Below are 24,632 nucleotides of genomic sequence, written 5' to 3'. Positions count from 1 at the left end.
AAAAACTCCTTCCTAAGTGTACAAGCTTTGATTATTTGCTTGTCTACTTAAGTAGGAGTATAGCCATTTTGACGAATGGTAGTTGTGGTTGTTCAAGTAGGCCTAGCGTTCTGATTCCTCATCTGGATTGGGATGTTCAAAAAAGTTCCATCCTAATCCTTTTGGTAACGAAGACCTCACGGAATGATTCAAATGTTGTGAAGTGGTTATCGTTGCAAGCATATTAGTGACTGGTGCGCGGTGGTGTGTATGTGTAGGCAATTTAACGCTATCTAGTAGTGTTACTAATCCACTGGTTGTTAATAAGAAGGCGGCAGAGACAATTAAAAAATGTTTACTCTTCATATGATCCCTCCGATTCAAAAGTACGTTGCTGTGTAGATCTGTTAATTTAAGCATATCAAAAATACGCAACTGAACATAGTTAGAAGTAATATCTTGAAATAATGAGGTATATTTCTCAAATACGAACCATCTTTTGAACATATCACAAGCTAAAACGTTTACTTTTGAGTATTAAACATGCTAGACTGCAGCGAATCATGGATACTCTAGAAATATTTGTTCAGACACGTCTACGAATCGTTCCGGGGGGAGCAGAGATGAAAATAAACAAGATTATTTCGCGTTTGAGTTTGCTTGGTGTTATTGGTGTACTTGGATTCGGCAGTGCTTTTGCAGCGAGTATTACGAATGTTCTAGCAGCCACAGATATTGTCACAACTACGAAGGTAGCTGAAGATGTTAATGACTGGATGCCTAATGCGTCGCTGCAGAAAGTTGTGCTGGCTAACATGGTTGCGCAAAAAATTGCTGGAGTGAGCACGGTTGCGGATATTACAAAAGAAAAAATGGCCGAGCTGAAAGTCATTCAAAATGACACGGGTGACCCGGTTGGTAACACGAATATTTCCATTCCGATTGCGAAAAACATTAACATAATCACGAGTAATATTGGTACTGATTCATATTCTCTAGAAGGTCTGCAGTATGCGACCAATGTTGTGATGATTTCTCTGAGGCAAGATTCAAATGAGGGTGTGGTTCATGGGGACATCACAGATTTATCACCACTTTCTGAATTGGAAAAATTAAAGTATCTGGTTGTCGACGGGAATCGAATTTCTGATCTCAAGCCGATTGCAAACCTCGTCAACAGTGGCACACTGACCTACTTAGATATTCGTGCGAATTCGATTGCGGATTTTTCACCTTTGAAAAAAATGCCTGCATTTTTCAATTACTTCGATCAAGTAGTTATTGCTGATCCAATTCAAGTGGATTCCGCGACTTTAACGGCTACGATTTCACCGGATAAATTCATCACGATACCTGATGGTCAAAACATGCAAGATCTGTATCAAGCACCAGTGCCGTATGCCAATGCTGCTTCAGGTATCGTTTTAACGACAAATCCTGGCTATGTTTATGGATTTATGAATGGCGCAACAACAGGGGGTACTGATGACAAATTTGGTGTAACTTATAGTGGTATTAAACCACAAGAACCAGGGTTAACGGTGAGTCCATGGGTGGATTACAAATTAGCGCCACTGAAATACAGGAACTATTTAATTGTTTGGGCATATACTAAAGATAATCTAAATAATCCGACCTTCAAACTTTATGTGCCTTATACGATAGCCACGGCAGCTGTAGATGTGGCTGTCCATTACCAGGATGAGGCCGGCAATCAGATAGCGCCGGATGATACCTTGACCGGATATGTCGGTGATGAATATCACTCGACTCAGCTTAATATTGCTGGCTATACTTTCAAGAAAGTTGCCAATGATAATGCGAGTGGTACGTTTACAGCTGAAAAACAGACGGTGACTTATATCTACACGAAGAATCCAATAGCGGGTGGTGATGTCACTGTTTATTACCAGGATGAAGAAGGTAATCAGCTTGCGCCTAACGATACACTCACTGGGTTTGTGGGTGATGAATATCAATCAACACAACTTGACATACCTGGGTATACATTCAAACTTGTTGAGAATGCGAGTGGTATATTTACCACAGAGAAGCAGCAGGCAACCTATATTTACACGAAGGATATTGTGATGGGTGCTGATGTAACTGTTCATTATCAAGATGATAATGGTAATACCATTGCGCCAGATAAAATCTTAGGTGGTAATATTGGCGATACCTATCAAACGAACCGACTCACAATTCCTGGCTATACTTATAAAAAAGTACAGGGGGATGTTAGTGGAAACTTTACAGGAGAGGCTCAAACTGTAACTTATATTTATACTAAGGATCCAGTTATAGGAAGTAATGTCACGGTTCATTACCAAGATGAGGCGGGCAACCAAATTGCACCCAATGATACACTGACAGGTTTTGTGGGCGATGATTACCATTCAACACAACTCAGAATAGCAGGGTATACTTTCAAAGAAGTTGAAAACGATAATGCAATTGGTAAATTTACGACTGAAAAACAAACGGTGACTTATATTTACACGAAGAATCCAGTTGTGGGTGCTGACGTGACGGTTCATTATCAAGATGAGGCAGGCAATCCGATTGCACCTGATAAAATTTTGAGTGGTAATATTGGTGAAACCTATCAATCTGAAAAACTTGTGCTGCCTGGTTATACGTTTAAGGAAGTTCAGGGAAATGTAACGGGTGCTTTCACAGCGGACGCGCAAACGGTGAAGTATATTTACACGAAAGATCCTGTCGTTGGTGGCGGGGTAACTGTGAATTATCAAGATGATAAAGGTCAAACGATTGCACCTGATAAAATTTTAAGCGGCAATATTGGTGAAGCCTATGAAACTGAAAAACTAGATATTTCTGGCTATACTTTCAGAGAAGTTCAGGGCCAGACTAGCGGCACGTTCGCAGAGAACGCGCAAACGGTGACGTATATTTACACGAAGAATCCAGTAGCGGGTGCTGATGTGGCGGTTCATTATCAGGATGAGGCGGGCAATCCGATCACACCTGATAAAATTTTGAGTGGTAATATTGGCGATGCTTATCAAACTGAAAAGTTAGCAGTAACTGGCTACACTTTCAAAGCAGTAGAGGGTAACGTTACCGGGATTTTCACAGGCAACGCGCAAACAGTGACTTATATTTACACGAAGAATCCAGTAGCAGGTGCTGATGTGATGGTTCATTATCAAGATAATGAAGGTAACCAAATTGCGCCCGACGATATTTTGAGCGGTAACGTCGGTAACGATTATCAATCAACTCAGCTTGATATTGCAGGCTATACTTTCACAAAAGTCGAAAATAATAATGCGAGCGGGAAATTCACGGCCGATCAACAAACAGTAACGTATATTTATACAAAAAATCCGGATCCAATCAAAACAGGTCGTGTTATTGTCCATTATCAAGATGAAAACGGCCAGATTTTAAGCGCTGATATTATTTTAAACGGTAATGTTGGTGACCACTATCAAACGACTCAAAAACAAATTGCCGGTTATACTTGGCAAAAGGTGCTCGGTAAATCGGAAGGTGATTTTGAAAATGGGACGCAAGAAGTGACCTATGTGTACGTTAAAAAATCAACGACGCCTGAAAAACCGAACAAACCAGATCAGCCCGGTAATTCCAACAAACCGAATAATTCTGGACATCACGGGAATGGTTCAACCAATACCACCAATCAGAATAAACTGCAAACCTTGCCTCAAACCAACGAAAATTCCAACATTGGGGCATTGATTGCCGGCTTGATTTTGGTCATAGTGGCTGCGGTAAGCGGGATGTTAATGTTCGTCAAGAAACATCGAGCTGATTAACAACTTTCAATTTTCTAAATTCAGTAAGCAAAGCCAGAAATGGTTTTGCTTTTTTTAATTTAAACCAAGATCAAAATTGGATACGCTGTAAGATTTCAGCAATCGCTTTCGTTATAATAAGTGTAAGCAAGTTTCGGGCGAAAGGTTGTGAGAATGTGGAGGAAACAGAGATAGTCAGGCGACTGCAGGCACAAGATGAATCGGTCCTGGTGGATTTTATGACCGCGTATGGGGACTTCATTGGGCAAGTGATCAATTATAATTTGCGCGATTCATATAGCCGCCAATTTTTCGAAGATATTGAAAACCGGTGCTTCTATCAAATATGGTCTAAAATCGGCTCTTATAACGCGTCTAAGGGCGAATTCAAGGCCTGGCTGGGAACAGTGGTCAAGTATCAAACAATTGATTACAAGCGCGGTTTACGGGCAAGTTTGCGCGACATGGAAATCGACGATTCGTTTATTGCGACGCATGAAACACCAGCGAGTCATGATGAAATTGATCTTGAACCAATTTTTAAGCTGCTAACACCGACGGAGCGGCAGGTTTTCGATTTGTATTTCAACGAGGATCTGTATCCAGAAGAAATTTCTAAAAAATTGCAGATGAGTACGAACGCGGTTTATACCAATTTGTCTCGTGGACGCAAGAAAATCAAGGAGGCTGATGTGAGATGGCAATTCTAACTAACCCATTTATCGATGTTGTCAATGCAATGAATGGTTTCAATATTAAATATGTGGATAAACCCACGCCTGAATTACGCCGTATTTATCAGGCAAGGCGGATGTCTTTGGAAATTATTTTACAGCGGGTGATCAAGCAAGCGACCGCGTTATTGGCACCGGATGAAAAAATTATCAATCTGTTGCCAATGACTAACGAAGACAATTCTGCGGCCGCAACCGATGGCGTGATGGGCATGTATGCACCACACACGCAGGCGGCGCGTAATTACATTAAGAGTCAAGATAACTTGCGCGGTAATCGATTAATGATCTTCACAAATCAGCGTATTATTTTCTTTATTGTGGTTGAGTTTATTGACGATCCGAGTGCTTATTTTTCTTATCGTTATGAGGACTTGCAGCATATTAAACTGAAGCAACATGAAATGAGTGTGCCTAAGGAGTCCGGAGATTCGCACGTTTTCACAGGACGGGAATATTCGTATTGGTATACGTTTGATTTCGAAACTGCGGATGGTCATATCTTTACGGAGATTCTAACGAGAAGAAATGCTTGGCTAGTTAAGAAGAACCTTCTAGAAATTCCCGGGATGCAGCATATCGATGTTTCGGATAAAGTTGTTCGTCATCAACTTTTGAATATGTTACTGGGCAATGTCAATATGCAATTGACGATTTTTCAATGGCAATTTTGGGTGATGTTGGTCGTTGTTGTTTTGATCGTGTTGTTCATTTATGTATTGCCGTACATCTTTTAAAGTGTAAGTTGCTTTTTCCTAGCTTTGACCCAGACCAATCAGATAAAATTATTCTTACAAGATACTTGTTGAAAAAGTCACAGGCGGGAGTAATTTTAATGATTGAAAAACAGTTGAGTTTAGCTAATAAGGTAGAATTATATGATTATTTAAGGACACACCCTGAGGATAACTATCGGATCAATGAATGCCAGTCGATTTATCATGATCCGGAATTCGACTATGAGGATGGATTGGCTTTCTCCGGACTCGTCTTAATGGATGAACCCAATGTGAATTATGCCAGTGAAGGACAAGGAATCGTCATTCGAACCGAGAGAATGCATCGAAACCTGGCTGTTGAATAATGAATGGGTCTTGTAAACACGGATCGTTATCCGCTGTTCACGAGACCTTTTTTTGTGCCCGAAAATTTGAGTGAGATTTTGCACACGTTTAAAAAAATCTGCGGGTCATATTATGATAATATAAGGACTATAGAAGTAAGCAGTTGTGTGTTGGCTACAGAAGGAGAAAATTAATGGCAAAGCAAATCGTCGCAGGAATTATTGCGCATGTCGATGCAGGTAAAACAACGTTGTCAGAAGCAATGCTCTATCAGACTGGCGAGTTACGTAAACTTGGCCGCGTGGATAATGGCGATGCTTTTTTGGATCCTGATGATCTCGAAAAGAAACGTGGAATCACCATTTTTTCGCATCAAGCGAATCTTAAATATAACGATCTTGAGTTAACCTTATTGGATACGCCGGGTCACGTGGATTTTGCCGCGCAAACGGAACAAGTTTTGAGCGTGCTCGATTATGCGATCCTGGTGATTTCTGCAACGGATGGCATTCAAGGATATACACGCACACTCTGGCAGTTATTGGCGCGCTACCAAGTGCCGACGTTTATTTTCGTGAATAAAATGGATGCGAATGGCGTTGACCGTGGGAAAATTCTCGATGAATTAAAGAACAGTTTGTCAGAAGGCTGCGTCGCTTTTGATGCCGAAATTTCAGCAGAATCTATGGAAGAAATTGCGTTGCGTGATGAGACCGTGCTCGAAAAGTTTCTGGACTCTGGAAAAATAGTGGATCAGACGATTCAAGAGATGATCAGGCATCGTCAGATTTTTCCTTGTTATTTTGGGGCGGCTCTCAAATTGAGCGGCGTCGAGACGTTCTTGGCTGGATTGTTGCGCTGGACGAATGTGCCGATTTATTCGCAAGATTTCGGTGCGCGAGTCTTTAAAATTTCTCATGATGAGAAAGGCGAACACTTAACTTGGGTGCGCGTAACTGGCGGTGTCTTACACACCAAGGATGTTCTGGTCAATGAACAAAAAGCAAATCAGTTGCGAGTTTATAATGGTGCTAAATTTACGGTCCAACCCGAAATTCCGGCCGGTGGTGTTTGTGCAATCACAGGAGTGGATACACATCCTGGTCTTGGTTTAGGTACGGAAGTGGATGGAGAGGCGCCAACGATTCAGCCGGTTCTTAATTATGCGCTCGATCCTAAAGGCGTGGATATTCAAGTTTGTCTTGCGGCTTTGCGCCAGTTAGAAGACGAGGATCCGCAACTACATGTCACTTGGTCGAGTCATCTGCAGGAAATTCGCGTGCAGATTATGGGTGAAGTTCAATTGGAAGTCTTGCAGCAGATTTTATTGGCACGTTTTAAGTTAGATGTCGGTTTTGGCGAAGGCAGTATTCTCTATAAAGAAACGATCACGCAGGCTGTCGAAGGCGTGGGTCATTTCGAACCGTTGCGTCATTATGCGGAGGTCCATTTGTTGCTACAGCCGACAGCAGCGGGTAGTGGGCTCACGATCGATGCAGATTGTCCGTTGGAAGTTCTCGGGCGTAATTGGCAACATCAAGTTTTAACGAATTTACAGGCCAAAGAACACCTCGGTGTTTTGACTGGCTCACCGATTACAGATATGCGGATCAGTTTGGTCAGCGGTCGGGCAAGCAACGTTCACACGGTTGGCGGTGATTTCCGTGAGGCAACTTGGCGAGCAGTCAGACAGGGATTAATGATGTTAAAAGTGCGTGGAGCTTGTCAGTTGTTGGAACCTTGGTATCGATTCAGACTTGTCGTTGGTCAAGATCAAGTTGGACGCGCAATGAATGATATTCAGCGCATGAATGGCCGTTTTGATACGCCGGAGACCGGTTCTGCGGAAACGACCTTAACGGGCGTTGCACCCGTATCGGAAATGCGCGGTTATGTGCAGGAAGTCTATGCCTATACGCATGGGCAAGGTCAACTAGAGTGTGTCGTTGATGGCTATCGACCATGTCACAACGCCGATATGGTAATTAATAACGCACAATATGACCCAGTCGGCGATTTGGATAATACATCGGGGTCGGTCTTTTGTGCGCATGGCGCTGGTTATCCCGTTCAGTGGGATGATGTGCCGGAAACTGCACATTTAGATTACGTCTACACTGATGCCGAGTTATTAAAATTAAATACCGAAAAAAATTAAGTGATGTTTGCTGAGTGCGGATGCTGGCTGAATGATTTTAGCGGTACAATTAGTTAAAGAAATAATTCGTGAATAGAAGGACTGATTTTTGTATGAAGATTGAAGAAGGTTACATGCCGTTTCGTGAGTATCAAACTTATTATCGGATCGTGGGGGAACCTAGTCCGGATAAGGCGCCTTTATTGCTGATTCATGGTGGCCCAGGGTCGTCACATAATTATTTCGAATTGTTGGATGATTATGCGCAGACAGGTCGTCAGTTGATCATGTATGATCAGGTTGGGTGTGGCAAATCGTCGCTGCCAGAGGATCCGGCTGTTTACGTGAAAGAAACTTGGGCGGAAGAACTGGTGGCTTTGCGCAAATATTTGCATTTAGATCAACTCCATATGTTGGGTCAATCTTGGGGTGGGATGCTCGAAATGTATTATTTGACGCAGTATGATCCTCAAGGCATCAAGAGTGTGATGATCGACGGTTCGCCTGCTTCCATTAAATTATGGACGCAGGAACAGCATCGGTTGATTTCTTACTTGAGTTATGAGGATCGTGAGGCGATTGCTGAAGCAGAACGGACGGGTGATTTTACCAACGTGAAGTATTTAGCAGCGAATGATTGTTATATGGAGCGCTATTGCTGGGATGATCCAGACGAAAATTCCCCTGAGCCTTTGCGACGACCGACGAATGGAAAACGCGCCAGCTTAATTGCAGAAGGACCGAATGAATTTACCGAAAATGGCACGATTAGCGATTTTGATGTGACTGATCAGCTCAAAAACATTCACGTACCCGTGCTTGTGACTAGCGGGACAGACGATTTATGCACGCCGTTGATCGCCAAGTCGGTTTATGATCATATTCCGGGTGCTAAGTGGCATTTGTTTGCGAACAGTCGCCATCTGGCGTTGTTAGATCAACATGATGAATTTATTGAGGTGCTTGATCGCTGGTTGGCCGAAAACGACTAGCTCACCCGATAGATGACTTAATTTTGTTAGGAAGTGATGCGCATGTCAGTTGAACGGGATGATTTGAAAATGCAGACGGCTGAACACGGGTTAAAAGTGCGAGTGACCGGCGTGATTTTTGATGATCAGCATCGTGTTCTCACGGTGACGGACGGGGAAGCTTTTTCCCTGATCGGCGGTAAGCAGAAGTTTGGCGAACTTTCTCAGGAGGCAATCGTGCGCGAATTCATGGAAGAAACGGGCATGACTGTTCGACCAGCGCGTTTATTAGCCGTGATTGAAAATCTGTTCGAGGTTGAGGGCAAATCTTGGCAGGAAATTGGCTTTATGTATTTAATCGGAGCTGTTGGCGAGCGACGCCTTGATGAGCTTGCAGTTATGGCAGATGATCAGGATTTTAGATGGCTGCCAGAATCACAGTGGGGTGAATTATTACCACATGGAATCGACAAGATCATTAGCGAATTACCGGAAAATCCGGTGCATTTAGTGGTTAAAAATTAGTGACCATCTGGTGGGCTGTGGAGGTTGTTTCCTAAATGGAAATAACCACTTAGTCTACTGAGAACACAAATGAGTTTGAATATTCAGTCTTATTCCGGGAGGATTTAATTATGGGACCAACTTTTAAAAAACGCAGGCGAATTATCGGTGGTTTGCTGGCGGCTGCATTGCTAGTGCTTGTATTGACGGGCTGCGGAAGTTCAGAAAAGAAGTCAAAAGCAACCAGTAGTAGCAGTTCTGTGAGCCAGAAGTCCGCAACTTCGACGGCCAAATCGTCTAAGACAGCATCGAAACCAGAGACAATCCGGCTCACATTCATGGGTGATAACACGCTGGGAACGGATGCGCAGTTTTCAAGTGCGACGAGTTTGCCCACGGTTTGGGCGCAACATGGCAATGATCCGCATTATTTTTTCAAAAATGTGGAAAGTTATTTTCAGGGCGATGATTTAACGATTGCCAATCTCGAAACGACTTTTACCAATTCCACTCAGCAAGCTTACAAGGCTGGGGATGTCGTCTTTCATTTCAAGGGTGATCCGAAATTAGTCAAGACGCTGACTGCTAGTGGCATCGACACGGTGACTGTTAGTAACAATCATATTTACGATTATGGGCAGCAAGGCTTCAAGGATACGATCAAGACGTTGCAAGACGCACACGTCGGTTATTTCGGCGAGGGTTATAAATATACGAATGTAATCAAAGGGATCAAAATTGGTTTGCTCGGTTATACTGGTTGGACAGCGACGACTGCTGATCAAGAAAAAATTGCCAACGATATTAAAGAGATGCGCAAACTCGGCTGCCAAATTGTGATTCCTTATTTTCATTGGGGAATCGAACGCGACGCTTATCCGAACGCGACGCAAAAAACATTGGCGCATTATGCGATCGACCAAGGTGCGGACATGGTGATCGGCTCGCATCCGCATGTCATTCAGTCGATGGAACTTTACAAGGGTAAGCTGATCGCGTATTCGATGAGTAATTTCGCCTTTGGTGGGAATTCTAATCCGGCAGATAAACGCTCAATGTTATTACAAGCGAATCTAACGGTCCAAGATAAAAAAGTGACCGGTTCGCAATTCAAGGTTATTCCGACGCGTATTTCATCCACAGATAGTCAAAATGATTACGTGCCAACACCATATACGGGCGCAGAAAAAACGTCGGTGCTGAGTTATATCAATCAACTCTCACCAACTTTTGACAACCGTATTACGGATCAGTTCGTTGATATTGCCAAGTAAAAGATAAGCCAATTTGCAGGAGGATCAGTATGAAATATAGAACATTAGGTAAAACAGGATTTAAAATCAGCGAGGTTTCACTTGGAACGTGGCAGCTGGGCTCAAAATGGGGCGATCCTTTCGATGCGACAGATGCGGCCAACACGTTAGCAGCCGCTTATGATTCTGGCGTTAATTATTTCGATACCGCCGATATTTATCAAGACGGATTGAGTGAGCAAGCAGTTGGTGCCTTTATCAAAGCACATCCAGACGTTCATTTCTCGACTAAAATGGGACGCAAGCTGGAACCACACGTGGCTGCCAATTATTCTAAGAAGAATTTAAATGCTTTCGTCGATAGTTCCTTGCAGAATATGGGGCTTGATTCTTTAGACTTAGTGCTGTTGCATTGTCCACCAACTAGCGTTTATTATGATCCAGAAGTTTTCGAAGCGTTGGACAAAATGAAACGCGCCGGTAAAATTCAAAATTATGGTGTGAGTGTTGAACGTGTGGAAGAAGCCACCAAAGCCTTACAATTTGATATTTCGGCTGTAGAAATTATCTTTAATATGTTTCGGTTGCGTCCAGCTGCGGAATTTTTTGCTAAAGCTCAGGCAGCTAACGTCGGTATTTTAGCGCGGGTTCCTTTGGCCAGTGGTTTATTGAGTGGTAAATATACGGCACAGACGAAATTCGGCGAGAACGATCATCGTTCGTTCAACCGTGATGGCGCCTCTTTTGATAAGGGTGAGACTTTTTCAGGTGTGGATTATGAAACGGGTCTTAAAGCGGCAGCTGAATTGAAACAGCGGTTAGCAACCGACGATCTTGCGGGTATGGCATTGCGCTATATTCTGATGTATGACGCCGTTACAGCGGTTATTCCTGGCGCAAGTAAACCTGAGCAGATCACTGCCAATGCGGCCGCAGCAGAATTACCCGCCTTTACGGAAACACAGATGAAGATTGTCCAAGACGTTTATGATCAATATATTAAAGATCCAGTCGATTATTTGTGGTAATTAATCTACCGCTATAACGCTACAACAGATTGAAAAAGTGAGGGCATTAATTTGGCAATTCAGTTTGAATATGCTCAGGAGCAACAATTGCCGCGTATCGTGGCAATCTATAATCAAACGATTCCCAGTCGAATGGTGACCGCAGATTTGGAACCTGTTTCTGTGGCATCGCGACAAACTTGGTTCAGTGAATTCAATCCTGATCAACGGCCGTTGTGGGTCATCGAAAAAGATGATCAAATCGTCGGTTGGGTGGGTCTAGAATCTTTTTACGGACGACCCGCATATTTTAAAACGGTGGAGATCAGCCTGTATCTCGATGATCACTTTCAGCATCAAGGCATTGGTCAGCAGACGCTGGATTTTGTCGGCGGTCAGCTATCTCGATTAGGAATTGATACCATCGTTGCCTATGTGTTTAGCCATAATTTGCCTAGTCAAAAACTATTTCAGAAAAATGGTTTCGAAGTCTGGGGACATTTGCCTGATGTGGCGGTCATGGATGGTCAGCGGCGCAGTTTGGATATTTTGGGTCGGCATTACGATGTGAACTAAGTAAAACGGGTCACTTTGCTAGTCAATGATCTGTAAAGCATCATTCATTTTATGAGTTAGTTCCTGCAAGATGTCGAGCGCGTCGTCGACGTCTTTTTTTGTCGTTGTTTCTGGTGAGTGGCGGTAAGTTTGCAGGGCTTCGAGATAGTTTGTTAACGCAATCCGATAGGCGTGGAAAACCAGCGCGTGTTCTTGACTGATATTTTCGGCGATTTGTTGTTCGGTGTTAGCTTCATTCATAATATAACCTCTTTTTTGTCAGCCGCTTGCCAGTCCTCAGTTCAGACATTATTACTTGCCAAATAGCGACGTTCTGTTGTAAATTAATTTAACCTAAAAATTAGGCGCTTTTTAGACGAAAGTAAGATTGTTTTTTATTTTTTTATGTATTTTTATCCATGCCCAGGATTTTTTAATCATGGTCATGGCGTTTTAAAGTTAAAGGCGGGTGGAATTAACAGTTTGTCGTTATAGTGTCACTAAAGGACACTGAATGATTATACGCGGAGAGTTTATAACTAGAAAAATGAGAAAGCTTCGAAAAATTCGTTTGTGAGCAAAAATATGCTATGATAATGTTGTTGAATTATCAAAATACTCGAAATAACAAGGATTTAAATCGATCAAAAGTTAATTGTGATAAGTTTAGTCGTGAACTAAATGTATTTTTCAAAATATTCGTTAGGGGAATGAATATGTGTGGGTTTGTAGGGGCAATTCATCAGAACGGGACCCAGGTCGACTTGTCTGATATTAAAATGATGAACCAAGTGATTTCGCATCGCGGACCGGATGATGAGGGCTATTTCGATAACGACGACATTACCGTTGGCTTTCGGCGACTGAGTATTATCGATCTGGCTCATGGCGCGCAGCCGTTGTCATATGCCGATCAACGCTATTGGATCGTGTTTAACGGCGAGGTTTATAATTATGTCGAGTTGCGCGATGAATTGAAAAAAGAAGGCTATCGATTCAAAACGGATAGCGATACCGAAGTGATTCTGGCGATGTATCAGAAATATGGTCAGGGAACCGCACAATATTTGCGGGGAATGTTTGCTTTCGTGATTTGGGATACGGAAACACATCAGATTTATGGTGCTCGCGATCATTTTGGTATTAAGCCACTTCATTACGCGGAGAAAGATGGCAATGTTTATTTTGCGTCGGAGAAAAAAGCGATCGTCAAACTGCTGGATGATCGGCGTGTCGATGATCAAACGTTGCAACAGTATTTAACTTATCAATACGCACCGGATCCGGATACATTTACACCGTCGATCAAAAAAATTCCGGCCGGTCATTATTTTATTAAGGAGCCCGGCCAAGCCTGCCAAGTTAAAAGATATTACCAACCGATTTTCGCACCACAAACGCATGTAGATGAAAATAAATTGATCGACAAAGTGACCAATGTTTTGCGTGATAGTGTTGCTAAACATATGCGGGCAGATGTGACCGTTGGCTCGTTTCTTTCCGGCGGCGTTGATTCTTCGATCATTGTGGCCTTGGCGCGCGAATTGAGTCCTAATATTAAGACGTTCTCCGTTGGCTTTGAACGCGAAGGTTATAGCGAAATCGATGTGGCTAAAGAAACGGCCGAACGTTTAGACGTGGAAAATATCAGCAAGGTGATCACGGCTCAGGAATTTATCGATGAGTTTCCTAATTTCGTCTATGCCATGGATGATCCATTGGCGGATCCGGCAGCCGTTCCACAGTTTTTCTTGGCGAAACTCGCCCGTAAATATTGTAAGGTGGCGTTAACAGGTGAGGGTGCCGACGAATTGTTCGGTGGCTATACGATCTATAACGAACCGAATTCATTGAAGATGTTTGAAAAATTTCCGCATTCGCTCAACCAGATGTTGAATCATCTTGCGAAAGCTTTACCAGAAGGCGTGAAAGGCAAGAGTTTTTTGGAGCGCGGCACGACGCCGCTGGAGCAACGTTTTGTTGGTAACGCCAAGATTTTCCTTGAGCCAGAGAAGAAGCGGTTATTAACGCATTATCATCCAGAATTACCATACACTTTGATCACCAAGGCTTTGTACGAGGCGGATAAAAACCTGGATCCGATTACGCGGATGGAAGATATCGATATGAATACATGGTTGATCGGCGATTTACTATTGAATGCAGATCGGACGACCATGGCCGCCAGTCTAGAATTGCGGACGCCGTTTATCGATAAGGAAGTCTTCAAGGTGGCTAGTGAAATTCCGGCTGATTTGAAAATTGCCCATCATACGACGAAATACATTTTGCGTAAGGCTGCAGAAAGTTTCACGCCTGATAATGTGTTGTATCGTAAGAAATTAGGCTTTCCAGTACCGATTCGTTTTTGGCTGATGGATGAATTAGCTGACTGGGCTGAAAAAATCATCGATGAATCGCAAGTGGATGAGTATCTGCATAAAGATTATGTTCGTCAACTTTTACACGATCATCAAGCTGGTAAGCGGGATAATTCGCGCAAGATTTGGACTGTGCTGACCTTTATGAAGTGGCATCAAATTTATATTGAACAGAAATATCCAGAAATATTTTCATCGCAAAATAAAGTACTAACATACTAATAAGCGTCTAGTTGCATTGTCACTTCAAAAAGTTCTTTTTTTGAACGACGACACGACTAGATGCTTTTTTATTATCGGAAAACTTTCGACGTTGATCCGCGCGTTGTTTGCCCACTTCAATCGTGATAACATTAAGTTAGTTAAATATTTTGGGGGCAATTAAAGTGAAGCATAAATTATTTTTGAAAATTTTCGGTGGCGTTCTTGGGGCAGTCGTCGTGGTCGCGGGCGGTTATTTGGCGTACGCCTATATTTCTTATTACCGTTTACCGGATGATCGGGCGTTGGCAGTCAAGCATCCGCAAGACGATGTTGTTCAAGTCGATCACACTTATCACGCCCAATCTTGGAATGTGGGTTATGGTTCATATCCGCCAAGCTATTCGTTCTTCATGGATGGCGGCAAATATTCGCGAGCTTACAGTAAAGCCGCCGTTGAAAAATCGACGGCCGGCGTTATAACGACGACTAAGGCAGCTAAAGCAGACTTTATGTTCTTCCAAGAAGTCGATCAAGATGGTGATCGTTCGCAGCATGTCGATCAAGTTGCCGATATTTCGAATGCTTTTAAAACCGATCACAGTGCGGTTTACGGTCAGAATTATGACTCGCCATATTTGTTTTATCCTTTTAATGATCCGATCGGGAAGGCGAAATCTGGTTTGATCACGCTCACGAATAAAAAAGTCGCCGGTGCGCGTCGCTATTCATTACCGATCGAAACGAATTTTAACAAGTTTATCGATCTCGATCGCGCCTTTACCGTCACTAAATTGCCGACTAATAACGGGAAACAATTAGAACTCGTCAACATTCATTTATCTGCTTTTACAAAAGATCACAGTATTCAGGAAGCGCAATTCAAAAAGCTCTTCACGTATATCAATCAATCCTACAAGCGCGGCAATTATATTGTTGTCGCCGGCGATTATAATCACCGATTGTTGAAGAACGCGCCAGAAATTTTTAACACTTCTGACGAGACGATGACCTGGACGCATTTGTTCCCATTTACTGACTTACCCAGTGGTTTCCATGTGCCCACAATGGGATTAGCGAAAGCTGCCGTACCATCAGTGCGCGCGTTGGATAAACCTTATCAAAAAGGTAATTCGTTTGTCACTTTGGTGGATGGTTTTATTTTGTCGCCCAACGTGACCGCTTCTTCTGTCCACGTCGTTGATGCCGGCTTCCAAGATTCTGACCACAATCCTGTGCGGATGACGTTCAAATTGAAGCCTTAAAAAATACGTGCTTGAGTCTCAAGGAGGCTTTAAAATGACGATTATTGATCTGATCCGCCATGGTGAACCGGATACTTCTGTGCATGATGACCAGCAGCGACCATTAACCCCAGTAGGTCGCGCGCAAGCACAACGGATGGTTGAATTGCTACGTAAGGAGTCGTATACGGCCATTTACAGTAGTCCACTACAAACGAACCATTGAAACGATCGAACCGCTGGCAAACCGGCTTAAAATGCCAATTCAGCTCGATGACCGGCTAGTTGAACGAAAGATCTCAGGCTGGCTACCAGATTTTGCCCAGTACAGTGATCAGCAATGGCAAAATTTGGATTTTTCTGCTGCTGCAGGCGAAACAATTCGACAAGTTCAGCAACGTTATCTGAATTTCATGACTGCTCTGCCAGAAGACGCGCACGTGGCGATCGGATCACACGGAACCGCGATGAGCAGCGTTGTTGAAGCTGCTTGGCCGGAGCACGGACAAGCCTTTTTCAAGCGGATCCCATTTGCGGCGGTGATTCGAATCACGATGACAGCCGGAAAAATCGACTCGGTGGAAGTGCCAATGGCGTTTTCGACGCTTGAGAAAACAGCGGATGTAAATGTGGCCAGTTCTCAAAAACGGGTTTCTCAGGCACCGGTCATTTATTTGAATAACCAATTAAACATTGATAACGCGAATTATTGAGGTGAAAATAATGACAGATATTTACGATAATGAGCAGTTTTTTAAGAAATATAGTGAGATGAATCGCAGTAAGAACGGTTTGGCAGGTGCCGGCGAATGGCAGACGCTTGAAAAATTATTGCCAGATTTTCAAGGACAGACCGTTTTGGATCTCGGTTGCGGTTATGGCTGGCATTGTATTTACGCCGCAGAACACGGTGCAAAAACAGTCACGGGTGTCGATCTTTCTGAAAAAATGTTGCAAGTTGCCCGCGAGAAGACGACGGCAAAAAATGTAACCTATCAGCAGGCCGATATTGCGAAGGTTGAATTCCCAGAAAATAGTTTTGACGTCGTCATCAGTTCATTAGCGTTTCATTATTTGCCTTCGTTTACAGAGATGGCTCAGGCCGTTCATGGTTATCTGAAGCCACAAGGTAAGTTTGTATTTTCTGTCGAGCACCCGATTTTTACCGCTGAAGGTAGTCAAGATTGGGTTTATGATGCGGATGGGAAAATTAAATATTTCCCAGTCGACCATTATTTCGACGAGGGTGTGCGGACGGCTAACTTTTTAGGAACGCCGGTCACGAAATATCACCGCACACTCACGACGTATATTGAGGGCCTGATCGATAATGGCTTTACGATCGATCACGTGCAAGAACCAATGCCACCTCGGAATATGATCGACCAACCAGGCATGAAGGATGAAATGCGGCGGCCGATGATGTTGATCATCGCGGCGACGAATCAATAGGCTAAAAAAGTTAAAAGAGCTAAAGGCCGCCATCTGAGCAGCTCTTAGCTCTTTTATAATTAAGTCCGCAATTCTTTGCCGAACAGAGGAAAATAGCATCAATTAAGGACGTCATTAAGACTAATCGTAAAAGACCTAAAAAAATAAAAATTAGATTGTAATGTTTTCGTAACCTAATTGTAATCAAAGCGTAACTTACGTGGCTTCCACAATCTATGTATACTACTTACTATTGCATTAAAAATAGGAACAGGAGATAAAATATGCCTCGTAATTGGAAAGAAGAAGTTGTTTTTACTGCCATCATGGCTGGATTGATGGTGTTCGTAATGGTTTGTTATAATGTCGTATTGGCACAAGGATTTACCGGGGAATTTTTATTGACTGCTGTTAAGGAATATCCGGGTGGTTTACTGGTTGCGATTATTTTGGATCTGCTTATTGTCGGTCCTATCGCGAAGAAACTTGCCTTCAAGTATATTATTAATGAATATATGAAGAAAAACGTTTTCCTGATCGGGATCACGATTTCAGTTATGATGGTCCTCGGAATGGTTACATTCATGTCACTGTTTGGAATGATCATGTCTCATGAATTAAGCGGTAATGTATTAGCAACCTATGGTCATGAATGGATTTTTAACTTGATCGTTGCTTTGCCACTACAATTAATTATTGTTGGTCCGATTGCTCGTGGTGTTTTAGGTAAGATGCAAGGAGCTGCTGATAAAAAAGCAAGCCTTGCAGATAAAATGTCGACAGAAAAAGCCAACTAATTTAGTTTGAAGGTCAGTTCATCAGTGAACTGGCCTTTTTGCTTGCTCAAATTCGATGTAACCTACATCTATCTAAAAGATTGTGTTAGTATAAAACCAGTGATTTAAAAAATTATGTCTGATTACCCGATCGATCATTATCAAAATCGTTTTTCGTGTTGCTAATTTGCATACAGCAAGCACGTTGTTCACCAGCATTAAGGGGGATGCATATTGAACTGGAATAGTACATTTGTCACCATTTTATTATGGATCGCCAATTACTGGTTGCGGTATTCTTTATTTCTGGTTATGTTAGCTTCTACATGAGAATGTGGAGTCGCGGCTTTCGAGATCCGGAGCGTTCTAAAGTAAATCGGAGCGCCTATCGAATTTTTATTATTTTGATGACTTTGGTTTGTGCGACGATTCTAAATGCGGTCGGGTATATTAGTGGGACTAGTGCGGTTTTCTATCATAACGTGGGGTTGTTTATCGTCATCTTGGCCTTGCTGGATGAGGATACCAATATCGGCGAATATTTATTGCGTTGCTTGATGCTTGTCGCGATTTGGATGGTTTATTACGTCGGTCATTTTTCGCAGATCCGCTTTTTGATCTCGATGGCGATTTTGGTGGTTGTTCTAATTCTGGTCCGCTTGTTCCGGGTGGCTATTGGTCCGCACTTTAAATATCGACTACTTATTGCGACAACGCTAGCTGCGGACTTCTGGTTTAATTTGCCGGCGCATCCAGCGGATATGAATACGACGCAGTTGAGTGTGGTTGGTGCCGTTGTCATGTTCTTCTTAATGAAACTGTCGACGGGTGAGCAACAACGTCAATTTTTCGAAAATTTGAAAACGGCACATTTGGCCAATTATGATGAATTGACTAGTACTAAGAATTTCATGGCCTATCAGAAAGATATTATTAATTATTTCGGCAGTGCACACGTTAATCGGCTGCCTTTGACCGTTGCTCAGATCGATGTCGATCATTTTAAGTTGGTCAACGATCAGTATGGCCATTTGGCTGGTAATCAAATTTTGACCGATGTGGCGCAAACACTCAGAGAAATTATTTCGCAATATGGCGAACGTTATGAAGTTTATCGAACCGGTGGCGAAGAGTTCACGTTGATCTTCGCGGATACGTCGATCGAAGAAGCGCTGCAGGTCATGATCCATTGCTGGCAAGAGATTCGGACGCAGACTTTCACTTATGGTCAACAGGCGATTCACGTGACGATTTCGGCGGGGATGACCGGGATGCGCGCAGACGATCAGTCGCCTGAAGGCATCTACAAGCGTGCGGATGATTCGTTATACATCAGTAAGAAAAATGGACGAGATACAATTACGATCAATGAAAAAACGCAACAGTTGCAAGATGATTCGAATCACGTGACCTACGCATATTTCGTGCGCGGAATCTATGACCTCAAACGTGATTCCGGTCAAGAACTCGCGGCCAATGAATTAACGCTACGTCGATTTGATCGCAAGTCGCAAACCTGGGTCGTTCCTGAACAACGTCATCTGAATATCGAGACGCGGATCGACCTCACACGAGATGCGCTAGTCAATAGTCACACGCGCACCTTGGTAACTACATTGTCGATCGCCGATTTCCTCAACGAAGACGTGGGGACGAAATTAGCGGCTTATTTTCACAGCCCGGATGGTCCTGACAGTTTATATCTCGAGTTGGATCAATTACCGGCGATGAATTTATTGATTCCGCGCGTGGAATTCTATCATCAACAAGGGATTAAAATTGTCCTTGGACAGGTTGATCGTAGTCGCCACTTCGAGCGCGTGAATGCCAGCTTACGCTATCTTGATGGGGTTAAATGCCAAATCATTTCGACGACGAAGTTACCTGACTTACAAAAGAACATTCAATTCTGGGGCAGAGTCGCGCAAACTTGGCGTATTCGTTTTATCATTGACGGCGTCAATGATAAAGAACAATTGAAATGGTTGTTAGCGCAGAAGTATATTAATTATTTAGAGGGCGATTATTTTGGGGAGCCAAAATTACCGTTGCTCAATTCATAAGAGAGTTAATAAAAAAGTCGTTGCATATTGCAACGACTTTTTTAGTGGCTCAATAACCCATATAGTTGTTGATGATGGCGCTGAAAATTAAGACGGCGATAATCAAACAATAGGCCAGTAGCCAGACATTGATCAATGAAAGTTGTTTTTCAAGACGCTTCCAGAGATTACCGACCTGTTCGGGATCAATGCCGATTTCCTTGGCTTGATCGGGATGTTCGTCGCTCAGCTTCTTGGTGGCAAAATAAATATTTTTTTGACGCCGGCGATAAGCAATGACGAAATAAATGGCACTGATGGCTGCCAGGATCGGCCAGATCAAAACAACGAGTTCATTATAGCTGGTCAGTGCGGGAACGTTACCGATCAAGGCGCCCGCGGATGCAACGAATAGTAATGCGGCCAACCCGAATTGCATCATATCTTTGTAAATGTGTTCGTCGAATTTATTCAGCGTTAATTGTAATCGCTCGTTAAGTTGCCAGACTTCTTTCTTAGACATTTGCGGATGTTTCGCCGTTACCGGGAATTTTTTCGCCAATTTCCGCGTCTGAACGCCATACAGCACGAATAAACCAAGCGCGATCAGCAAAACGGCACCTAAAATCAGATAATAATATAAGGGCATGTTACTTTCCTCCAACAAAATTAATTTCAATACAAAATTCAGTATATGCGAATTTTGTGAGCAAAAGATGACGTATTTACGACGCAAGTTTGGGGATTATACGCTTTTCTTGCGACTAAAAAACCACCTGATCAGGTGGTTTCGTAGATTCATTATTCGGTCACACCGGTTTTGAAGATGGCCAAACCGTGGATGCCGTATTTTTCGTTGTTGGTTTTTTGACCGCTAGCAGTTGCGATGATGAAGGAAATAAATTCGGCGGACAAATCATCCATCGAGGTATTCATTAAGCGACCGGCGTCGAAGTCGATCCAGCGGGGCTTCTTTTCAGCGATGTAAGAATTCGAAGCAACTTTAACCGTTGGCACATAAGTTGCGAATGGCGTGCCCCGCCCGGTTGTGAATAAAACCATCTGGCAATCGGCGGAGGCCTCGGCAGAAGAGGAAACTAAATCATTGCCAGGAGATTGAAGCAAGGATAAACCGGGCGATTTAATTTTTTCACTGTATTGTAAAACGTCGTTGACTGCGCTCGTACCGGATTTCTGCGTGCAACCCAAAGACTTGTCTTCCAACGTGGTAATGCCACCTTCTTTATTGCCGGGCGAAGGATTCTCGTAAATCGGCTGGTGGAAGGATTCGAAATAGCCTTTGAAGCCGTTGATCAGATCGACGACTTTGTGGAAAGTGGCTTCATCTTTGGCGCGCGACATTAAAATCGTTTCGGCGCCAAACATTTCTGGCACTTCGGACAAAACAGTCGAACCACCTTGCGCGGTGACAAAATCAGAGACGCGGCCCAATAACGGATTGGCGGTTACACCGGAAAGTCCGTCGGAACCACCACATTTCAAGCCGATCTTTAATTCACTCAAGGGTTGCGGCGTACGGACATCATCCTTGGCCGCGTCGTTTAATTCCTCGCACATATCGAGCGCGCCTTCGAGTTCATCGACGACTTGTTGAGCAACGATAAATTTCATGCGGTTGTGATCGATCGGACCACCTAGACGTTCAATTTCAGAAATCATCCCATCCATCTGGTTGTTTTCGCAACCTAGTCCGAAAATTAAAACGCCGCCAGCATTTGGTTGTAACGCCGCATCGACTAAAATTTTCCGCGTTTGTTCAAAGTCGTCGCCTAATTGCGAGCAACCATAAGGATGTTTCAAAACCATCACGTTATCGAAATTTCCGTTGTCGGGATGTAACGCCTTGAATTGTTGGACGATAATATCCAGCAGGGGATTGATACAGCCCACTGTCGGAATAATGTAGAGGTCGTTGCGAATGCCGACCTTGCCGTTGGGTCGTTTGTAACCCATGAATGTGCGTTCGTCTTTGGGAATATCATTGTGGATCGCGATCGGTTGATAATCATAAGTTAGTTCGCCAGATAGGTTGGTTTTCAAATTGTGCGTATGGAGCCACCCACCGGCGGGAACGGCTGCGACCGTGTGTCCGATCGGGAAACCGTATTTGATCACGTCAGCACCCTCAGGAATCGCTTCTAAGGCAAATTTGTGCCCACGTTTGATTTCTTCTTGAGTGGTGACGTCGCCTTTTTCGGTGTGCAGTAAAGTTTGCGCCGGAATATCGTCTAGGGCGACGCCGACGGAATCTTTGGAATTGAGAATGATAAATGAGTTCATGGGTTGGGCTTCCTTTCGAATTGCTGTGATGGGGGAATGGTTGTTAAAAAATACGGTTCTACCTGCGGCAGAAGTTGCTCCAGAAAATGGACTGACTTGCTGTGGGGGATAGCTCTAAGCCAATTAAAAAGCAAATTGTCTTCGAGCACGATTTGAGCCTTTTCCGGGAAAACCACCGTAAAAGTCTCAAATACGCCCCCTGCTGTAAATTCGCAAGACCGGCTCATTAACACCAGTGTCACTGCAAGTCAGTCCATTTTCTTCCGCAACTTCTGCCTAAACTTATTTCGTTTAGCGTAGGATTTAAATAACAAGTTAGTGGTTGTCAGTTATTAAGAAAAGGTTGAAATTTTTCTAGTCAGTTCGGCTTGGTTAGACTGATCTACTTAGCTCATTTGAATAGAATAGGCGAAATGTGTGGTGGGAACTGGGACTGCAGTGATATTTCTGTTAATGAGCGTACTTTTCGAATTTACAGAAAGGGGAAATGTGAGCTCTTCCCGATTTTGGAAGAGCTCACATTTCAGGCGGAAGAATTTCCGTACTTTGGAAATCCTGTAGCCGTCCCCACAGCAGTTTCCCAGTTCCCACCACACATTTCGCCGGAAGCGCATCAGAATTTCACATCACACTAGCTACTGATTAATCTGCAACACCGCTGCACGCGCCCCAAGCTCATCGAGAACCCGAATGTCCTGAGTGACTAATTCTGCCAGCCCGCGATATTGTGTGAGATCTTCGCCCCAGAGCGTGGTGTCCGCAAGTGCGGCGTGGATGTAATCGTTAGTTTTGATCAGCTGCGCAAATTCGGCGATCACTTCCGGCGTGTCTTGGGGCGCAAAGTCGGCCTTGCCAGCGTAAATTTTAAGGTAAGCGGCTAATGCCAAAGTGATCCGTTGTGGCAATTGATGGCGCGCGGCGGCATAGCGTTTGAACGTTGGTAATAAACGCGCGCGGAATTTAGAAATACTGTTCAAGGCAATCGAACTTAATTCGTGCTTGACGTAAGGATTTTCGAATCGTTCCTTGACGCCTTCTGCATATTCCGTTAGTTCATCTTGTGGTAGCGCAACGGTGGGGATGATTTCTTCGTACATTTCGTCGTTAATGAATTGATAAAAGTCGGGATCAGACATGACTTGGCCGACGGTTTCGATGCCGGCTAAACGCGCAATCGGGCTCATGGTCGTATGCGGTCCGTTCAGCAAGGAAACTTTGCGGTTGCGGTAGGGTTGCATGTTGTCGGTAACGACCACATTTAAATCGGCTGCGCGCAATGGCAATAATTTTTCCAGCTTAGGATCGCCTTCGATGACAAAAATCAGAAATGGTTCTGCTTTGACGATCAAATTATCGCGATAGCCCCATTCTTGTTCCAATTCGGCCGCGCGATCACGTGGATAGCCGGGAACAATGCGGTCAACTAGCGTCGAGTAAAAATTATTTTCTGAATTGAGCCAGTTGACAAAATCTGTGCCTAAATTCCAAAGTGTCGCGTATTGCAGGACGATTTTTTTCAGCGCATCGCCGTTGTGATTGATTAGCTCGCAAGAAATGATCTGGAAGCCCTTCTTGCCCAACGTAAAGCGTTCGTAAAGTAGCGCGGTCAATTTGCCGGGATAAGAATTCTGCGGTCGATCGGCGAGTTGATCATTTTCGTCGAAGGCAATGCCTGCTTCGGTTGTGTTGGAAAAAATAAATTCGGCGTCGTCGTTTTTAGCGAGGTCCAAATAAGCTTGGTAATCTTCATAAGGACGCACGGTTTCGTTGATGGCTTCGATAACTTCGTGTTCTTGGATCTTCTCGCCGTTCAGTTTACCCTCAAGCAAAACGGTGTATAGATCATCTTGCGCGTCTAACATGGACGTCATGCCTTTTCCGATGGGTTGAACGACCGCCACGCCGCCTTGGAACAGATCTTTTTGATTCATTTGTTGAATTTGCCAATCGACGAATGCGCGTAAAAAGCCACCTTCACCGAATTGGATCACCTTGGTTGGATATTGTGGTAATTTACGGGATGAATGATTTAATTGTTGTAACCCCATTTTTTGACCTCCAAAATATTGTCATCTTAAGCATGTTAACGATTTCATACTATGAATTATTCGGATAACTGTCAAGGTCAAAAGTAGTGGTCTTCACAAAAAAAGTGGAACAAGTGAGAATTAGATTATCGTTGTTATTGTGATCAAGGTGAAATTAATGGGTTTTGGTTGACAGAAAAAATGGTTTAGCTCATGATTATTTGTGAGAGCTAAGTCAAGTTT

22 protein-coding genes are annotated in these 24,632 nt (G+C 43.5%); 17 read left to right on the top strand and 5 right to left on the bottom strand.

Translation table 11 applies throughout. The features are described 5' to 3' along the window. Nucleotides 1-102: 102 nt before the first annotated feature. Entirely contained in the window at nucleotides 103-345 is a 243-nt protein-coding gene (locus EKM67_RS05955; protein ID WP_125578114.1) for a hypothetical protein, read from the bottom strand. A 257-nt stretch (nucleotides 346-602) separates the two neighbouring features. Between EKM67_RS05955 and EKM67_RS05950 the strand changes: the two genes are divergently transcribed. From EKM67_RS05950 to EKM67_RS05905, 10 genes are all read left to right on the top strand, one after another. Further along, nucleotides 603-3,782, top strand: a complete 3,180-nt coding sequence (locus EKM67_RS05950) for a MucBP domain-containing protein (RefSeq protein WP_164506586.1) — start codon at nucleotides 603-605, stop codon at nucleotides 3,780-3,782. A 218-nt stretch (nucleotides 3,783-4,000) separates the two neighbouring features. Further along, complete coding sequence (locus tag EKM67_RS05945; protein WP_125578112.1) at nucleotides 4,001-4,471, top strand: sigma-70 family RNA polymerase sigma factor; 471 nt, start codon at nucleotides 4,001-4,003, stop codon at nucleotides 4,469-4,471. Beyond that, nucleotides 4,459-5,232, top strand: coding sequence for a hypothetical protein (locus EKM67_RS05940; protein WP_125578111.1), 774 nt, complete (start codon nucleotides 4,459-4,461; stop codon nucleotides 5,230-5,232). The genes EKM67_RS05945 and EKM67_RS05940 overlap by 13 nt, the downstream gene beginning before the upstream one ends. A gap of 98 nt (nucleotides 5,233-5,330) precedes the next feature. After that, nucleotides 5,331-5,579, top strand: a complete 249-nt coding sequence (locus EKM67_RS05935) for a hypothetical protein (RefSeq protein ID WP_125578110.1) — start codon at nucleotides 5,331-5,333, stop codon at nucleotides 5,577-5,579. A 173-nt stretch (nucleotides 5,580-5,752) separates the two neighbouring features. Continuing rightward, the gene (locus tag EKM67_RS05930; protein ID WP_125578109.1) at nucleotides 5,753-7,717 is read left to right on the top strand and encodes an elongation factor G; all 1,965 of its coding nucleotides are present in this window, start codon (nucleotides 5,753-5,755) and stop codon (nucleotides 7,715-7,717) included. Nucleotides 7,718-7,809: 92 nt separating this feature from the next. Next, a complete protein-coding gene (pepI, locus tag EKM67_RS05925) occupies nucleotides 7,810-8,688 on the top strand; it encodes a proline iminopeptidase (protein WP_125578108.1) in 879 nt (292 codons plus the stop codon). Nucleotides 8,689-8,730: 42 nt separating this feature from the next. After that, nucleotides 8,731-9,192, top strand: a complete 462-nt coding sequence (locus EKM67_RS05920) for an NUDIX domain-containing protein (RefSeq protein WP_164506585.1) — start codon at nucleotides 8,731-8,733, stop codon at nucleotides 9,190-9,192. Between the two features lie 110 nt (nucleotides 9,193-9,302). Further along, nucleotides 9,303-10,445: a CapA family protein gene (locus EKM67_RS05915; RefSeq protein WP_125578106.1), complete on the top strand. Its 1,143-nt coding sequence runs from the start codon at nucleotides 9,303-9,305 to the stop codon at nucleotides 10,443-10,445. A gap of 29 nt (nucleotides 10,446-10,474) precedes the next feature. Beyond that, nucleotides 10,475-11,452 carry an aldo/keto reductase gene (locus EKM67_RS05910; RefSeq protein WP_125578105.1) on the top strand — a complete coding sequence of 326 codons (978 nt, stop codon included), beginning with the start codon at nucleotides 10,475-10,477 and terminating at the stop codon, nucleotides 11,450-11,452. A 51-nt stretch (nucleotides 11,453-11,503) separates the two neighbouring features. Further along, on the top strand, nucleotides 11,504-12,007 hold the full coding sequence (locus EKM67_RS05905) for a GNAT family N-acetyltransferase (RefSeq protein WP_125578104.1): 504 nt from the start codon (nucleotides 11,504-11,506) through the stop codon (nucleotides 12,005-12,007). Between the two features lie 18 nt (nucleotides 12,008-12,025). Here EKM67_RS05905 and EKM67_RS05900 read toward each other — a convergent pair whose 3' ends face one another. Next, nucleotides 12,026-12,247, bottom strand: a complete 222-nt coding sequence (locus EKM67_RS05900) for a hypothetical protein (RefSeq protein ID WP_125578103.1) — start codon at nucleotides 12,245-12,247, stop codon at nucleotides 12,026-12,028. A 455-nt stretch (nucleotides 12,248-12,702) separates the two neighbouring features. Here EKM67_RS05900 and asnB point away from each other — a divergent pair, with 455 nt between their 5' ends. The 7 genes from asnB (at nucleotide 12,703) to EKM67_RS05870 (ending at nucleotide 20,082) form a co-directional block, all read left to right on the top strand. Next, nucleotides 12,703-14,589: an asparagine synthase (glutamine-hydrolyzing) gene (gene asnB / locus EKM67_RS05895; protein WP_125578102.1), complete on the top strand. Its 1,887-nt coding sequence runs from the start codon at nucleotides 12,703-12,705 to the stop codon at nucleotides 14,587-14,589. A 164-nt stretch (nucleotides 14,590-14,753) separates the two neighbouring features. After that, the gene (locus tag EKM67_RS05890) at nucleotides 14,754-15,833 is read left to right on the top strand and encodes an endonuclease/exonuclease/phosphatase family protein (RefSeq protein WP_225417325.1); all 1,080 of its coding nucleotides are present in this window, start codon (nucleotides 14,754-14,756) and stop codon (nucleotides 15,831-15,833) included. 34 nt (nucleotides 15,834-15,867) lie between these two features. After that, nucleotides 15,868-16,038 carry a histidine phosphatase family protein gene (locus EKM67_RS10930; RefSeq protein WP_263853143.1) on the top strand — a complete coding sequence of 57 codons (171 nt, stop codon included), beginning with the start codon at nucleotides 15,868-15,870 and terminating at the stop codon, nucleotides 16,036-16,038. A gap of 31 nt (nucleotides 16,039-16,069) precedes the next feature. Next, nucleotides 16,070-16,525 (top strand): histidine phosphatase family protein, encoded by a 456-nt coding sequence (locus EKM67_RS05885; protein ID WP_263853142.1) that lies wholly within the window; start codon nucleotides 16,070-16,072, stop codon nucleotides 16,523-16,525. A 10-nt stretch (nucleotides 16,526-16,535) separates the two neighbouring features. Continuing rightward, nucleotides 16,536-17,264, top strand: coding sequence for a class I SAM-dependent methyltransferase (locus tag EKM67_RS05880; RefSeq protein WP_125578101.1), 729 nt, complete (start codon nucleotides 16,536-16,538; stop codon nucleotides 17,262-17,264). Nucleotides 17,265-17,527: 263 nt separating this feature from the next. Further along, the gene (locus EKM67_RS05875; protein WP_125578100.1) at nucleotides 17,528-18,040 is read left to right on the top strand and encodes a DUF2798 domain-containing protein; all 513 of its coding nucleotides are present in this window, start codon (nucleotides 17,528-17,530) and stop codon (nucleotides 18,038-18,040) included. Between the two features lie 248 nt (nucleotides 18,041-18,288). After that, a complete protein-coding gene (locus tag EKM67_RS05870; protein ID WP_225417324.1) occupies nucleotides 18,289-20,082 on the top strand; it encodes a sensor domain-containing diguanylate cyclase in 1,794 nt (597 codons plus the stop codon). A 49-nt stretch (nucleotides 20,083-20,131) separates the two neighbouring features. Here the strand turns inward: EKM67_RS05870 and EKM67_RS05865 are convergent, their stop codons facing one another. The 3 genes from EKM67_RS05865 to EKM67_RS05855 form a co-directional block, all read right to left on the bottom strand. Beyond that, nucleotides 20,132-20,710, bottom strand: a complete 579-nt coding sequence (locus tag EKM67_RS05865) for a hypothetical protein (RefSeq protein WP_125578099.1) — start codon at nucleotides 20,708-20,710, stop codon at nucleotides 20,132-20,134. A gap of 152 nt (nucleotides 20,711-20,862) precedes the next feature. Further along, nucleotides 20,863-22,362 (bottom strand): UxaA family hydrolase, encoded by a 1,500-nt coding sequence (locus EKM67_RS05860; protein ID WP_125578098.1) that lies wholly within the window; start codon nucleotides 22,360-22,362, stop codon nucleotides 20,863-20,865. Nucleotides 22,363-22,997: 635 nt separating this feature from the next. After that, nucleotides 22,998-24,410, bottom strand: coding sequence for a tagaturonate reductase (locus EKM67_RS05855; RefSeq protein WP_125578097.1), 1,413 nt, complete (start codon nucleotides 24,408-24,410; stop codon nucleotides 22,998-23,000). Nucleotides 24,411-24,632: the final 222 nt, after the last annotated feature.

Source organism: Lapidilactobacillus mulanensis (genome assembly GCF_003946215.1).
GTDB classification, from domain to species: Bacteria; Bacillota; Bacilli; order Lactobacillales; family Lactobacillaceae; genus Lapidilactobacillus; species Lapidilactobacillus mulanensis.
The sequence above is the reverse complement of the archived record's forward strand: the minus strand, read 5'-3'. Positions and strand labels throughout refer to the sequence as shown.